This is a genomic window from Scandinavium sp. NPDC088450, assembly GCF_044900545.1.
Classification (GTDB): Bacteria; Pseudomonadota; Gammaproteobacteria; order Enterobacterales; family Enterobacteriaceae; genus Scandinavium.
Map to the genome: position 1 here is coordinate 38,857 of NZ_JBJDNI010000002.1, position 14,278 is coordinate 53,134.

General features: G+C 54.7%; 18 protein-coding genes. 13 read left to right on the forward strand and 5 right to left on the reverse strand.

All coding sequences use genetic code 11. The annotated features are described in order from the left end of the window. Positions 1–142: 142 nt before the first annotated feature. Entirely contained in the window at positions 143–232 is a 90-nt protein-coding gene (tisB, locus tag ACI2I2_RS02760) for a type I toxin-antitoxin system toxin TisB (protein WP_154161093.1), read from the reverse strand. Between the two features lie 524 nt (positions 233–756). On the opposite strand from tisB, the gene ivbL reads away from it, so the two are divergent. The 5 genes from ivbL (at position 757) to nepI (ending at position 4,880) form a co-directional block, all read left to right on the forward strand. Continuing rightward, entirely contained in the window at positions 757–855 is a 99-nt protein-coding gene (ivbL, locus tag ACI2I2_RS02765; RefSeq protein WP_330985996.1) for an ilvB operon leader peptide IvbL, read from the forward strand. Between the two features lie 102 nt (positions 856–957). Continuing rightward, the gene (ilvB, locus tag ACI2I2_RS02770) at positions 958–2,661 is read left to right on the forward strand and encodes an acetolactate synthase large subunit (protein ID WP_404656518.1); all 1,704 of its coding nucleotides are present in this window, start codon (positions 958–960) and stop codon (positions 2,659–2,661) included. Positions 2,662–2,664: 3 nt separating this feature from the next. Beyond that, positions 2,665–2,955, forward strand: a complete 291-nt coding sequence (gene ilvN / locus ACI2I2_RS02775) for an acetolactate synthase small subunit (protein WP_154161090.1) — start codon at positions 2,665–2,667, stop codon at positions 2,953–2,955. Between the two features lie 103 nt (positions 2,956–3,058). Continuing rightward, the gene (locus ACI2I2_RS02780) at positions 3,059–3,511 is read left to right on the forward strand and encodes a DUF1198 family protein (protein ID WP_330985994.1); all 453 of its coding nucleotides are present in this window, start codon (positions 3,059–3,061) and stop codon (positions 3,509–3,511) included. A 187-nt stretch (positions 3,512–3,698) separates the two neighbouring features. Next, positions 3,699–4,880 carry a purine ribonucleoside efflux pump NepI gene (nepI, locus tag ACI2I2_RS02785; protein ID WP_404656519.1) on the forward strand — a complete coding sequence of 394 codons (1,182 nt, stop codon included), beginning with the start codon at positions 3,699–3,701 and terminating at the stop codon, positions 4,878–4,880. A gap of 11 nt (positions 4,881–4,891) precedes the next feature. Here the strand turns inward: nepI and ACI2I2_RS02790 are convergent, their stop codons facing one another. Together ACI2I2_RS02790 and ACI2I2_RS02795 are read right to left on the reverse strand one after the other, a co-directional pair. Continuing rightward, a complete protein-coding gene (locus ACI2I2_RS02790) occupies positions 4,892–5,182 on the reverse strand; it encodes a YicS family protein (RefSeq protein ID WP_404656520.1) in 291 nt (96 codons plus the stop codon). A gap of 141 nt (positions 5,183–5,323) precedes the next feature. After that, positions 5,324–6,226, reverse strand: coding sequence for an EamA family transporter (locus ACI2I2_RS02795; protein ID WP_404656521.1), 903 nt, complete (start codon positions 6,224–6,226; stop codon positions 5,324–5,326). 108 nt (positions 6,227–6,334) lie between these two features. On the opposite strand from ACI2I2_RS02795, the gene ACI2I2_RS02800 reads away from it, so the two are divergent. Continuing rightward, positions 6,335–6,751 carry a GNAT family N-acetyltransferase gene (locus tag ACI2I2_RS02800; protein WP_404656522.1) on the forward strand — a complete coding sequence of 139 codons (417 nt, stop codon included), beginning with the start codon at positions 6,335–6,337 and terminating at the stop codon, positions 6,749–6,751. On the opposite strand, the gene ACI2I2_RS02805 is transcribed toward ACI2I2_RS02800, so the two are convergent. Then, on the reverse strand, positions 6,748–7,404 hold the full coding sequence (locus ACI2I2_RS02805; RefSeq protein WP_404656523.1) for a TetR/AcrR family transcriptional regulator: 657 nt from the start codon (positions 7,402–7,404) through the stop codon (positions 6,748–6,750). The genes ACI2I2_RS02800 and ACI2I2_RS02805 overlap by 4 nt on opposite strands. Before the next feature lie 80 nt (positions 7,405–7,484). Here ACI2I2_RS02805 and ACI2I2_RS02810 point away from each other — a divergent pair, with 80 nt between their 5' ends. The 4 genes from ACI2I2_RS02810 to nlpA all read left to right on the forward strand — a co-directional run bounded on the left by ACI2I2_RS02810 (position 7,485) and on the right by nlpA (position 12,016). Beyond that, complete coding sequence (locus ACI2I2_RS02810; RefSeq protein ID WP_330984649.1) at positions 7,485–8,999, forward strand: MDR family MFS transporter; 1,515 nt, start codon at positions 7,485–7,487, stop codon at positions 8,997–8,999. Positions 9,000–9,085: 86 nt separating this feature from the next. Beyond that, complete coding sequence (locus ACI2I2_RS02815; RefSeq protein ID WP_404656524.1) at positions 9,086–9,556, forward strand: DUF1348 family protein; 471 nt, start codon at positions 9,086–9,088, stop codon at positions 9,554–9,556. A gap of 107 nt (positions 9,557–9,663) precedes the next feature. Then, positions 9,664–10,971, forward strand: a complete 1,308-nt coding sequence (locus ACI2I2_RS02820; protein ID WP_404656525.1) for a serine hydrolase domain-containing protein — start codon at positions 9,664–9,666, stop codon at positions 10,969–10,971. Between the two features lie 232 nt (positions 10,972–11,203). Continuing rightward, a complete protein-coding gene (gene nlpA / locus ACI2I2_RS02825) occupies positions 11,204–12,016 on the forward strand; it encodes a lipoprotein NlpA (protein ID WP_404656526.1) in 813 nt (270 codons plus the stop codon). 51 nt (positions 12,017–12,067) lie between these two features. Here nlpA and ACI2I2_RS02830 read toward each other — a convergent pair whose 3' ends face one another. Further along, on the reverse strand, positions 12,068–12,502 hold the full coding sequence (locus ACI2I2_RS02830; RefSeq protein WP_404656527.1) for a hypothetical protein: 435 nt from the start codon (positions 12,500–12,502) through the stop codon (positions 12,068–12,070). A 256-nt stretch (positions 12,503–12,758) separates the two neighbouring features. Between ACI2I2_RS02830 and ACI2I2_RS02835 the strand changes: the two genes are divergently transcribed. The 3 genes from ACI2I2_RS02835 to ACI2I2_RS02845 are packed head-to-tail and all read left to right on the forward strand — an operon-like array spanning position 12,759 to position 14,278. Further along, entirely contained in the window at positions 12,759–13,505 is a 747-nt protein-coding gene (locus tag ACI2I2_RS02835; protein ID WP_404656528.1) for a GntR family transcriptional regulator, read from the forward strand. A gap of 15 nt (positions 13,506–13,520) precedes the next feature. Continuing rightward, on the forward strand, positions 13,521–13,994 hold the full coding sequence (locus tag ACI2I2_RS02840; RefSeq protein ID WP_404656529.1) for a PTS sugar transporter subunit IIA: 474 nt from the start codon (positions 13,521–13,523) through the stop codon (positions 13,992–13,994). Further along, entirely contained in the window at positions 13,991–14,278 is a 288-nt protein-coding gene (locus ACI2I2_RS02845) for a PTS sugar transporter subunit IIB (RefSeq protein WP_330984658.1), read from the forward strand. Before ACI2I2_RS02840 ends, ACI2I2_RS02845 begins: the two co-directional genes overlap by 4 nt.

A 14,278-nucleotide genomic window follows, 5' to 3' on the forward strand; every position in this document is an offset into this window, starting at 1 on the left:
CGTGACAGAACAACCATAGGGGAGAGATTGAATCAGAGCATTCAGGCAGATTTAGTAAACGATGATCGGCAACTAATGTTGCCAGCGAGGCGCGTGAAAGAGGGGCGGTTACCCGCCCCTCTTCGGTACGGCTTGAACCTGATTACCGGAAGGTTTTCAGGACGGCATCAAGCAGTTGCAGCAACGCAACCATGAGTTTCAGGACAAGCAAAACCAGTTCCAGTCCACCCATACGTTTCTCCTGTGGTTCAAGGAGAACTGCCGACTGACTTACCTTTCCGCTGCCTGTCATCAGCCGTGTTGTTGACGTAACACAGTGTGCTCTCCTGGGGGTTAAGGCGCTGACGGCACCACCCGTTTCAGCCAGGACTTTTGCGCGCCGGTCAAACATGCGGCCCCCTTATGGCTCACTGCGAACACCCTCAGTATAGATAAATGCTGTATGTATGAACAGTATTTTGTCGACAAAACCCGTGGCGTGTTTCATACTGCACAACAGCATAAACCGGAGTGAAAATTGCGCGATTGGCAGCGATCGCGTATACTTTTGCCGTTGACGTAACAGAGTGTGCTTTGCGGTCACCAGCCGTAAACCACGAATAAAACCTCGCTCCGGCGGGGTTTTTTGTTTTCTGAGGTTTTGCAGGGAAATGTGATCAGTGGCGCAAATTACTGCGAGCGCGGATAAAGCCCTTGCCGCCATCCGGAAGCTGTGCTTGTATAAATCCAGTCAATAACACAACGTCATGGTCCCTAATGAACATCACCCTGAACGCAATCAACCTACTACCAACTGCGCAACCAGCCGCAGTGGTCGTCGTGCGTGTGGTGGTGGTCGTCGGCAATGCGCCGTAGGGTCCGGAACACACGATTCCAAAACCCCGCCGGCGCAAACCGGGCGGGGTTTTTCGTTTAAGCCTCCCCGGAAAGTCGGCCCAGAATAAGAAGGACTGGAGCATGGCTACTTCGGGCACGCAGTCGTCACAAGCAACATCTCAGGCAAAGCGTTTTACGGGCGCACAGCTGATCGTTCATTTGCTGGAGCGTCAGGGCATCACCACGGTTACCGGCATTCCGGGTGGCACCGTCTTACCGCTGTACGACGCGCTGAGCCAAAGCAAACAAATTCGCCATGTGCTGGCTCGCCACGAACAGGGCGCGGGGTTTATCGCTCAGGGCATGGCGCGTACGCAGGGCAAACCGGCCGTTTGCATGGCCTGTAGCGGCCCCGGGGCGACCAACCTGATCACCGCCATCGCAGACGCGCGCCTCGACTCCATTCCCCTGGTGTGCATCACCGGGCAGGTTCCGGCCTCAATGATCGGCACCGACGCGTTTCAGGAAGTGGACACCTACGGCATCTCTATCCCTATCACCAAACACAACTACTTAGTGCGCGATATCAGCGAGCTTCCGCAGGTGATCAGCGATGCGTTTCGCATTGCCCAGTCTGGCCGCCCAGGCCCGGTATGGGTGGATATTCCGAAGGATGTTCAGACCGCAGAAATCGACATCGACGACCTGCCGATGCCTGGCTGCAAAGCGCCAGCCCCCGTGTTTAATCTGAGCGACGTGCGCGAAGCGGCGGCGATGATTAACGCCGCCAAACGCCCAGTGCTTTATCTGGGCGGTGGCGTGATTAACGTGCCGGAACAAATCCGCAAGCTGGCGGAAAAAGCCAACCTGCCGACTACCATGACGCTGATGGCGCTTGGCATGCTGCCCAAAGCACACCCACTGTCGCTGGGTATGTTGGGAATGCACGGCGCGCGCAGCACCAACTTCATCCTGCAAGAATCTGATTTGCTGATTGTTTTAGGCGCACGTTTTGATGACCGGGCGATTGGCAAAACCGAGCAGTTCTGCCCGAATGCTAAAATTATCCACGTGGATATCGACCGCGCAGAGCTGGGCAAAATCAAGCAGCCTCACGTGGCGATGCAGGCTGATGTTGGCGAAGTGCTGGACCAACTGATCCCGCTGATTGAAGCGCAGTCACGTACAGAGTGGCGTCAACTGGTGGCAGATTTGCAGCAGGAATTCCCGTCAGCCATTCCGCAAGCGGGCGATCCGCTGACGCATTACGGCTTGATTAACGCCGTAGCTGCATGCGTTGACGACGAAGCGATTGTGACCACCGACGTTGGTCAGCATCAGATGTGGACGGCGCAGGCCTATCCGTTAAACCGCCCTCGTCAGTGGCTGACCTCTGGCGGCCTCGGCACCATGGGCTTTGGTCTGCCTGCGGCCATTGGCGCGGCGCTGGCCAATCCTCACCGCAAAGTGCTGTGTTTCTCCGGCGACGGTAGCCTGATGATGAACATTCAGGAAATGGCGACGGCGGCAGAAAATCAGCTCGATGTGAAAATCATCCTGATGAACAACGAAGCGCTGGGTCTGGTGCATCAGCAGCAGAGCCTGTTCTATAAACAGGGCGTGTTCGCGGCGACCTACCCGGGAATGATCAACTTCATGCAGATTGCTCAAGGTTTTGGCCTGCAAACCTGCGACCTCAACGCAGCGGAAGATCCGCAAGCGGCGCTGCAGGAGATTATCTCCAGACCGGGCCCGGCGCTGATTCATGTGCGTATCGATCCTGAACAAAAAGTCTGGCCAATGGTGCCACCGGGCGCTGCAAATACTGAAATGGTGGGGGAATAAGCCATGCAAAACGCGATTCATGACAACGTGATTCTGGAACTCACCGTGCGTAACCATCCTGGCGTAATGACCCACGTCTGCGGCCTGTTTGCTCGCCGTGCGTTTAACGTGGAAGGCATTCTCTGTCTGCCGATTCAGAACAGCGATAAAAGCCGGATCTGGCTGCTGGTGAATAACGATCAGCGTCTGGAGCAGATGATCAGCCAAATCGACAAGCTGGAAGACGTCACGCAGGTGGTTCGTCACCAAAGCGACCCGGGCGTGTTTAACAAGCTAGGGCTCTTTTTTGAGTGATCTGCACGCAGAGTAAAAATACATCACAAATTCACGCCACGAAGGGTCGACATGCGTCCGCAGGGCTTTATGATGTGACGGCAATGATTGCCTGAGAGGACGCATGATCTGGTTGATGTTAGCCACGTTAGTGGTGGTGTTTGTGGTGGGATTCAGGGTGCTGACCTCGGATTCACGTCGAGCGATAAAGCGCCTGAGTGAGCGGCTAGGCGTCACGCCGATGCCGGTAGAATCGATGATCGATCAGATGGGCAAAAAGCAGGGCGAAGAGTATCTGCACTATCTGGAGCGTCCTAACGAAGCGCATTTGCAGAATGCTGCGCAGGTGCTGCTGATTTGGCAGGTCGCGGTAGTGGATGCCAGCGAAAGTAATCTGTTGTACTGGCATCGGCAGATGCAAAAAGCCCGGCTTGCCGCGCCCATCACCGATGCCCAAATCCGTCTGGCGCTCAGCTTTTTACGTGAGCTGGAGCCGGATATGCATGATTTCAACAGCTTCCAGCATCGCTATAACCAACTGTTTATGCCGCAGGATGGTGTGACCTGGTTGCACTGAATTGAGTGTCAGTCTCCCCTCTCCCCGGCCCTCTCCCAAAGGGAGAGGGAGAATACCGTCCAGTCCCCTCTCCCCTTGGGAGAGGGTTAGGGAGAGGGGCTCTCTGCGATAGTTGCCAAAACGTTAAATACGTCACAAATAAAATGTTACACTGCGCAACTTTCCCCCAAACAGAGCGCAGGTTCCCATGAGCGAATGCACAGCCAAATTATCCCCTGACGATACCCTCACGCGGCCTAACTGGTCTGCGGTATTTGCTGTCGCGTTCTGCGTTGCCTGTCTGATTACCGTGGAATTTCTGCCGGTTAGCTTGCTGACGCCAATGGCGCAGGAACTCGGCATTACTGAAGGGGTTGCCGGGCAGTCCGTCACCACCACGGCGTTTGTGGCGATGTTCGCCAGCCTGTTTGTGACGCACGTGATTGGCCGCACCGACAGGCGCCTGATCGTCATCTTGTTTGCCGTGCTGCTTACTGCTTCTTGTCTGCTGGTTTCCTTTGCTTCGAGTTTCAGCCTTTTGCTGTTAGGCCGCGCCTGTCTTGGCCTTGCGCTCGGGGGATTCTGGGCGATGTCGGCTTCGCTGACCATGCGTCTGGTGCCTGCTCGTGTCGTGCCGAAGGCACTCTCCGTCATTTTTGGTGCGGTGTCGATAGCGCTGGTGATTGCCGCGCCGCTGGGCAGTTTCCTCGGCGGAATCATTGGCTGGCGTAATGTCTTCAATGGCGCAGCGTTGATGGGCTTGCTGTGTATTGTTTGGGTATGGAAAGCATTGCCGTCTTTGCCGGGTGAAGTCGGGCAGAAAGCCAACATGTTCGGCTTACTTAAACGACCTGGCGTGCTGGCGGGGATGACCGCTATTTTCATGGCCTTCGCCGGGCAATTCGCTTTCTTCACCTATATTCGCCCGGTGTTCATGACGCTGGCGGGCTTCGATGTTGACGGCCTGACGCTGGTGCTGCTGAGTTTTGGTATTGCCAGTTTTGTCGGCACCTCGCTTTCAGCGCCTATTCTCAAACATTCGGTCAAACTGGCACTGGCCTGTGCGCCGCTTATTCTGGCAGTCAGTGCGGCGGTGTTAGTGCTGTGGGGCAGTGAGAAAATAGTGGCGGCCACCGTCGCGATTATCTGGGGCTTTGCTTTTGCGTTGGTGCCGGTCGGCTGGTCAACGTGGATCACCCGTTCGCTCTCCGATCAGGCGGAAAAAGCCGGGTCAATTCAGGTGGCAGTGATTCAGTTAGCCAATACCTGTGGTGCCGCTGTCGGCGGTATCGCGCTGGACCACTTTGGTTTGCTGTCGCCACTGATGCTTTCCGGCACGCTGATGCTCCTCACCGCGCTGCTGGTGGCGACAAAAGTCCGTATGAAATAACCCAACCCGGATTACATATCCGGGCACTGGATTTGCCCGATGGCATCCCAGTAGTTTTTCTGGTTGTTGCGTTCCAGCGCAATCGTGGCGTCACGGACGTGCATCTTGTTCTCTTCATTGGCGAGAATTTTGTTGCCGAAATCGGTATCGCTCATGGTCTTGCTGGGCGTGCAGGTTTTCTTCACGTCTTTCATCACCTGCTGTTTCTGTGCTTCAAACTGCAGGCCCTTCAGTGGTGTGCTCGCCAATGCGGCCGGAACGGTCATGCAGGCCAGCAGGCAAAGCAGGGGAGCTGTTTTCATGGTGATTCTCTTCTGTGGCGACATCATCCATTAACTCTATATGCAGGCCGCCTGATGCGCAAATGCGGCCGAAAGAATTTATTTCTAAATCAGTGCATTAGAAAAATAATCGTGCAAAGGCATGATTGACAGGGTTTGCCATCAACTTAGCCGCGCGTGACGACGCGAGTCGAGCGAAATCAGCACCACTGACGACAGGATCAGCAGCGTGCCAACCCAGTCAGGCAGAGCGAAACTGACGCCCAATAACAGCACCGAAAGCAACGCACTGCTTAACGGTTCCGCACAACTCAAAATGCTGGCTTTCGGGCCGCCAATCATCTGCGCGCCTTTCAGGTACAGGCTGAAGGTCAGCGACGTGCCGATCACCACCAGATAGAAAAACGCCAGCAGCAGGCTGCCGTTGATCACAAAGCTCATGCCTTCCCCGGCGTAAAACGGCAGCAAAAATGCGCCGCCGAGCAGCATGCTCCAGCCGACAATCGGCAACGTGCCGTAACGCGCAATCAGCTGCGAGGGATAAGTGGTGTAGAACGCGGCTGCGAATGCTGAAGCGATGCCCCAGAACACCGCTGAAGGCGAGACAGACAGCGAGGTAGGATTACCATGCGTCACCAGCAAAAAGGTGCCAATCAGCGAAGTGAAAATGGCGGCGAACACCAGGCCGCCAGGACGGGATTTTCGCGCGATCGCGAACCACGCCACGATGATGGTCGGCGATAAGAACTGCAAAACCGTCGCCGTGGCCGCGTTCGATTTTTCGATGGTCATCAGGAAGGTGAGCTGAACCGTCAGCGCGCCCACCACGGAAAACAGCAACAGGCTCAGAGCGTCTTTACGGTCCTTCAGAATGCGGAAGATGTTATCGCCATGCACGAAGCCGAGCATCAGCAAAATCAGGCCTGCGAAAATCAAACGGACCATCGTCAAAAACTGCGACGACATCTGGCTCTGCTCCATAATGTACTGCGCGCAAACGCCCGAACTCCCCCACAAAACGGCGGCGATCAGTACGTTCAGCATCCCTTTGCGTGTGGCTCCCATCTCATCCTCAACAACCTGATTTGTGTGAGAGGGAGAATAACACAGCCGATTGCCGGGCTCTCATTGGCAGTGATATAACCTGTGGCAATATCGACAAGGAGACCGGCGATGAAAATAGAAGTGAAAGAGCAGATTACCCCTGAAGATCAGGAAGAATTACTCGATGGCCTGCGTGCCTTTAATCGCCAGTTTATTGATATCAGCGACTGGTACAGCCTTGGCGTTTACGCTCGAGATGAAAACGGCAAAATGCTCGGCGGCCTGATTGGCAAACGCAAAGGTGACTGGCTGTGCATTGATTTTCTGTGGGTAAGCGAAGAAACGCGCGGCACAGGCCTTGGCAGCGAGCTTATCCGCACTGCCGAAGCGCGAATTCTGGAATGGGGCTGCCGCCATATGTTGGTCGACACCGCCAGTTTCCAGGCGCTGCCGTTCTACCAGAAATGCGGCTTTACCCTGCACAACAGCATTCAGGATTTCCCGTATCAGGGCATGCAGCGCCACTACCTGACCAAATCCCTCTAACCGCCAATCCCCTGACCCATAACCGCCAGCGCATGGCGCACAATGGTGTCGGGGGAAAGGTTTTTCATTCGTTCATCGGTGCGCAGCCGGGAAAACGGCACCAGCACCAGGCTTATCAGCGTGGTGATCAGCAGCTCGGGCGACAGCCCGGCGTTGAGTTTGCCGCTTTCCTGCCAGCCCTTAATGGTGGTCAGCATCTGGTGATGCTTATCGTCGCCGAAGCGGGCGTGCATGTGCTGGCGCAGGATGGGCATCTCACCAATCATCTCCTGCATCCACAGCGGCGCAAACCAGGCGTTCTGTTCCGCTAATTCCGCCAGCACTTTTACCATCAGCGTGAGTGAGGTAATCGGGTCGCCAGGATGCTCGCTAAACACCAGGCTGATGCGGTTGCGCAGAGGCATAAAGCGCTCTTCCAGCAGCTGTTCCACAAGCGCTTCGCGTGAGGTGAAGTAGTAATGCAGCATTGCGGGTGTCACGCCAGCTTCTTTGGCTATTGCATTCAGCGAAACGCGGGCAATGCCCTGGCGAGCAAACAGCATCAACGCGATGTCCATCAGCTGTTCACGGTTATCAGCCCCGGCTTTCTTGCCGCGCGGGCGGCCAGGGCGGCGAGGTTTCTCAGAATGTTCTTTGTCTTTCTGTGCGGGCATTGGATGGCGATCTCTTGACCTGAATGATAAGCTACATAAATATTAATTGTGTAGTTAATTAATTTCAAGTGAGCCCTGTTATGGAGTCGAAAACAATGACTCAACCCCAGCATGTTCCGGCAACGGGCGTGAAATCTGTTCGTCTGTTGTTCAGTGCCCTGCTGCTGGTGATGCTGCTGTCGGCGCTGGATCAGACGATTGTCTCGACCGCGCTGCCGACTATTGTCGGTGAACTCGGCGGCCTCGATAAGCTGTCGTGGGTGGTTACCGCGTATATTCTGACGTCCACCATCGTGGTGCCGCTGTACGGGAAATTCGGTGATTTGTTTGGCCGTAAGCGCGTGCTGCAAATCGCCATCGTTCTGTTTCTTGTCGGCTCCGCACTGTGCGGCCTGGCGCAGAACATGACGCAGCTGGTCATCATGCGCGCCCTGCAAGGCCTCGGCGGGGGCGGCCTGATGGTTATCAGCATGGCGGCGGTGGCGGATGTGATCCCACCGGCTGACCGTGGGCGTTATCAGGGATTGTTTGGCGGTGTGTTTGGTCTGGCGACCGTGATTGGCCCGCTGATCGGCGGGTTTATCGTGCAACACACTTCCTGGCGCTGGATTTTCTACATCAACCTGCCGTTGGGTCTGTTTGCCTTGCTGGTGATTGGCGCGGTGTTCCACAGCTCGAACAAACGCAGCGAGCACCAGATTGACTGGCTGGGCGCGCTGTATCTCAGCATGGCGCTGCTGTGTATTACGCTGTTCACCACCGAAGGCGGCACGGTGCGCGAATGGAGCGACCCGCAACTGTGGTGTATTCTGGCGTTTGGTCTGGTGGGGATCGCCGGGTTTATCTATGAAGAACGTCTGGCGTTTGAACCGATTATCCCGCTGTCGCTGTTCCGTGACCGTAGCTTCCTGCTGTGCAGCCTGATTGGTTTTATTATCGGGATGTCGTTGTTTGGCTCCGTGACCTTCCTGCCGCTGTATTTGCAGGTGGTGAAAGATGCCACGCCAACCCAGGCCGGTTTGCAGCTGATCCCGCTGATGGGCGGCCTGCTGGTGACGTCGATTATCAGCGGACGCATTATCAGCCGCACCGGCAAATATCGCCTGTTCCCGATCCTCGGTACGTTGTTGGGCTTTTGTGGCATGCTCTTGCTGACGCGCATCACCATTGATTCACCCACCTGGCACCTGTATCTGTTTACCGGCGTGCTGGGCATGGGTCTTGGCCTGGTGATGCAGGTGCTGGTGCTGGCGGTGCAGAACTCCGTCGCGCCGAATCTGTATGGTGTGGCGACGTCGGGCGTCACGTTGTTCCGTTCGATTGGCGGGTCGATTGGTGTGGCATTGTTCGGTGCCGTGTTCACCCACGTGCTGCAAGCGAACCTCACGAAACTGCTGCCAGAAGGCGCGGAAATGCCACGCGGCATGAACCCGGTGGCGGTACATCATCTGCCGGACGCGCTGCGTGTGGATTATCTCGACGCCTTTGGGGCCGCGATTCACGCAGCCTTTATGATGGCCGCCTGCATCATGGTGCTGGCGTTTGTCCTGTCGTGGTTCCTGCGGGAATCACCGCTGAAAAAATCACATCACTAACCGAAGACCGGGAAGCACAAACTTCCCGGTTTCGTTTTTATCCCGTTGTGCCAGGATGAGGGGACTGACCTGACCGGAGAGCCACCATGACTGACCAACGCCCGCCATTACCCCCGTTTACCCTTGAAACAGCGATACAAAAAGTCCGCGCCGCAGAAGACGGCTGGAACAGCCGCAATCCCGAGAAAGTGTCTCTGGCCTACACGCCTGACAGCAGCTGGCGCAACCGCAGCGAGTTTGTCGAAGGGCGCGATCAGATTGTGGCCTTCCTGCAACGCAAGTGGCACAAGGAGCTGGAGTATCGGCTGATCAAAGAGCTGTGGGCGTTTACCGACAACCGCATCGCCGTGCGCTTCGCCTATGAATGGCACGACGACAGCGGGAACTGGTATCGCTCGTACGGCAACGAAAACTGGGAGTTTGATGAGAATGGCCTGATGAGCAAGCGTTATGCCTGCATCAACGACGTGCCGATCACCGAATACGAACGCCTGTTCCACTGGCCGCAAGGCCGACGCCCGGACGATCACCCCGGCCTCAGCGCCTTAGGGTTATAACTCCCGTAGTGGGGGATTTTCCCCCACTTACTGACTGCGCGCGGCGGAAAATCTCGCCTACAGTAGTGCCCGACATCCCATAAATCAAAACGATGAAAGGTACGTTTATGCGCAAGATGAACACTCAACTCTGCCTGCTGGCTTTATGCCTGGGCTTCACGCTGCAGGCCAGCGCCGCCAACGACTGTGGCGTGCCTCAGTTGACGACCTGCCCGGCTCCGGCGGACACCCAACTTCCTGATGTGAAAGACATGCTGACCTGGAATCAGCAGCAGCGTGTGGTGGGTTTTCGTAATGACTATCGCTCCTATCCGGGCGATGTGTTTAAAGCCGCCAACCCGCAGCCGATCCCGGTTGAGCTGCGTTCGTTAAAAGACGCTACCTACGACTATCAGGGCCACAGCTACCACTTGCAGGATTACCTCAAGCGCAATGACGTCACCGGGATGATGGTGATTAAAGACGGCAAAGTGGCGTATCAGTATTACAGCCACGGCAACACGCCAACCACGCTGTGGACATCGCGCTCTGTCGGCAAATCGGTGGTGTCCACGCTGGTGGGCGTGGCGGTGAAAGAGGGCAAAATCGCCTCGCTGGACGATGAGATCGTCAAATATAACCCGGATGTGAAAGGCACTGCGTGGGAACACGTTACCGTGCGTCAGTTGATGCAACACACCTCCGGCGTGACCTGGAATGAAGACTACACCAATCCGCAGTCTGACTTTGCCAAACTGACCCAATGTGAGGCGAACAAGGGCACTTACGACTGCGTGAACGCGCTGGTGAAAGACCCTAAACGCACCGCGTATGCCAAACCCGGCGCGGCCTGGTCTTACTCTTCCGGCGGCGCATGGCTGCTCGGCGACACGCTGGAAAAAGCCACTGGCAAATCTCTGGCGCAGAACTTACAGGAAAAAATCTGGCAGCCGTATGGCATGGTGCATGACGGCGTGTGGCACAGCTATCAACCGGGCAAACATGACGTTGGCGCACATGGCTTCAACGCGACTCTGGAAGACTGGGGGAAATTCGGCCTGTTTATCATGAACAACGGCGTATTGCCGGATGGCACGAAAATGCTGCCGGACAACTGGGTAAAAGACGCCAGAACCTGGAACACCGCCGATAAATCCGTTTCCGCCGCGCACCCGGACGGCATGTACGGCTACCAGTGGTGGAACAACAGCGTGCCGGTGAATGCCAAAGATGTCAGCCCGAAAGAAGGCTTGTCCAGCCAGCAAACGATGTGGGCGCTGGGCATTTTCGGCCAGGTGATTGTGGTCAATCCGCAGCAAAAACTGGTTATCGTGCAGTGGTCGACATGGCCGAAAGCGGAGCCGTCATTCAGCGCGCAGCCGCTCGAAGCGTCACTGATGTTTAATGCGATTGCGAATACCCTTTCGAAGCCGTAACCCTTTTCGCCCGGCGGCGCGTTGCTTGCCGGGCCTGGCAAACCTGCCGTTGTAGGCCGGATAAGCGACAGCGCCATCCGGCTTCGCTGTGTTTTTGGTCATTATTTCCGCTTTATCATCTTTTCTTCTTATCCATTCCTTTTCGTTTTTATCCACGCTCGCGCAAAGCCGTTATAGTCATTTTTCATCAGGAACACCTTGTTTAACGGAATGTTTTAAAAGGAACGCCAGCGTGAAATTATCTTTTTCCTCACTGAGTGCAATCGTGCTGGCAGGCTTACTGCTGACCGGTTGCGACCAGAAAAGCGACAGCACGAAACACATCAAAGTGGGCGTCATTAATGGCGCAGAACAGGACGTTGCCGAAGTCGCCAAAAAGGTGGCAAAAGAGAAATTCGGCCTGGACGTAGAACTGGTGGGCTTTAGTGGCTCGCTGCTGCCCAACGACGCCACCAATGCCGGAGAACTGGACGCGAACGTGTTCCAGCATCGCCCGTTCCTGGAACAAGACAATAAAGCGCACGACTACCATCTTGTGGCGGTCGGCAACACGTTTGTCTTCCCGATGGCGGGTTATTCCCGCAAGATTAAATCCGTTTCCGAACTGAAAGACGGCGCCACCGTCGCCATCCCGAACGACCCGACCAACCTCGGCCGTGCGCTGTTACTGCTGCAAAAAGAAAAGCTGATAACCCTGAAACCAGGCAAAGGCCTGCTGCCGACATCGCTCGATATCAGCGATAACCCGCGCAAGCTAAACATCATGGAAATGGAAGGCGCGCAGCTGCCACGCGTGCTGGACGATCCGAAAGTGGATGTCGCCATCATCAGTACCACCTATATTCAACAGATGGGCCTGTCGCCGGTGCATGACAGCGTGTTTATCGAAGATAAAAACTCGCCTTACGTGAATATCATCGTGACCCGCGAAGACAACAAAGACGCGGAGAACGTGAAGGAATTTATCCAGTCGTATCAGTCACCGGAAGTGGCAAAAGCAGCAGAAAAAATCTTTAACGGCGGGGCCGTGCCCGGCTGGGAATGAGTGAGTCACCTGTAGCGAAAAGGGCCAGCGGGATGCTGGCCCGATTTTTTGTCACGAACACATATAGTTATAAGGCCCCTGAGGACAAGGACGCAGGTAAGTCTGAATGCGGTCTTGCTTAAACGTATACATCCCGCCAGAGAACGGGTCGACAATCAGCCAGCCCGGCACGCCAAAGAAAATGATATTGCCGAAGGTGTACCAATGGCTGAAGCGTGTGCTGAGCGGAATGATCGACGAGTTATAGCCTTCGTGCGCCAGCGTCAGCGTGTAATTGATTTTGCCGAAATAGCTGCCGTCCGCTTTCTTCAGCGTGACATATTGCGGCGTGGTGCCTGTTGCCTTGATTTGCCCGTTGCTGTCGGCAATCACAAAAGTGGCGTGTTCCGGCACGCTGTCGATGAACACCCGCTCTTCATTATTGCCCACAATAGTGGCGCAGCCTGCCAGCAGCAGGGGGAACAGTAATACGAATAATTTTTTCATGCGGCGCTCCATCGGTTAATTTATTCAAGAGCGACACAAGGTGCGGGGAACTTAAATGCGCTGCGGGTTATGCTTTACCCTTCCATAATCAACATCGAAAAACACGTAAACGTGACGAAAATCACATAAATTTGATCCGATTTTGGTCCCTCAAACTGTGATTCCCCTCGATCCCCTCCGCAATGTAATTGCCTAAGATAAGCTCAATGTTGTACATGATTGTCTATAGACAACTCTGAATGTTCAGGTGCGCGCCATGAAAACGTTGAGTAAGAGTTCGCAGATCCCGCTTTATCAGCAGGTTGTAGAGTGGATCAGGGAAAGCATTTATAGCGGTGAGCTGGTGGAGGACGACCGCATCCCCTCCGAATTCCAGATTATGGATATGCTGGAAGTCAGCCGGGGGACGGTAAAAAAGGCCGTTAATCAGCTGGTTAGGGAAGGGGTGCTGGTGCAGGTGCAGGGGAAAGGCACGTTCGTCAAGAAAGAGAACATTGCCTACCCGCTAGGCGAAGGGTTGCTGTCCTTTGCCGAAGCGCTGGAAAGCCAGAAAATCCATTTTACCACCAGTGTCATCAGTTCAAGGATTGAGCCCGCCAATCGCTATGTGGCGGAAAAGCTTAATATCAAACCGGGTCAGGATATTTTATTTCTCGAGCGTTTACGTTGTATTGGTGAAGAGAAAGTGATGCTGATTGAGAACCGAATTAACATCGAACTTTGCCCAGGCATTACCGATGTTGATTTTACCCAGCAGAATCTTTTTCCAACGATCGAACGGTTATCAGGGAATAAAATTCGTTATTCCGAAAGCCGCTACGCCGCGCGCTTAATCGGCAATGACCGCGGTCATTATCTGGATATCAGCGAAGATGCACCGGTACTGCATCTGGAGCAGCTGGTTTTCTTCAGTCGCGGTTTGCCGGTGGAGTTCGGTAACGTCTGGCTGAAAGGCAATAAATATTATCTCGGCACTATATTGCAACGTCGGGATGCCAATTAATACAACGGGGACATTATGCAGGATATTTATTTTCGTCGACATTTTGTTCAGCATTTACCACAAGGACTGACGCCGGAAGCGTTGATCCCACTGTTAGCGGCTCCTCTCATTGCTGATGGAATGGTCGTTGAGGATTTCGCCCACCATGTCATCGCTCGTGAAGCCACCTTTCCAACGGGGCTGGCGGTGGAGCCGGTTGGCGTGGCTATCCCACATACTGACCACAAACATGTTCATCGCAACGCGATCAGCGTGGGGATCTTATCCGAGCCGGTGATGTTTGAAGACATGGGTGGCGAACCCGAACCCGTGCCGGTCAGGGTGATTTTCATGCTGGCGCTCGGGGAGAGTAATAAACAGCTCAACGTGCTGGGATGGATAATGGAACTCATCCAGGACGCGGACTTCATGCAAAAGCTTCTTATTATGGAAGATGAGGAGATATATCAATCGATTCTGGCCAGAATGGCTGAAAGGAGTGAGTTATGAGTCAAACTATCTTATTTGTCTGCGCCACCGGGATTGCGACCTCGACGGCGGTAACAGAAAAAGTCATGGAATATTGTAAAGAGCAGGGTTTGCAGGTGAATTATTCACAAACTAACGTAGCTTCTTTGCCCAATAATACCGATGGTGCAACACTGGTTGTTTCTACTACGAAAGTGCCTTATGAACTTGATATTCCGGTGGTCAACGGTCTGCCGATAATAACCGGCATTGGCGAAGATAAGGTCCTTGAGAAAATAGTCGCGATCCTCAAAGGCCAGCAATAA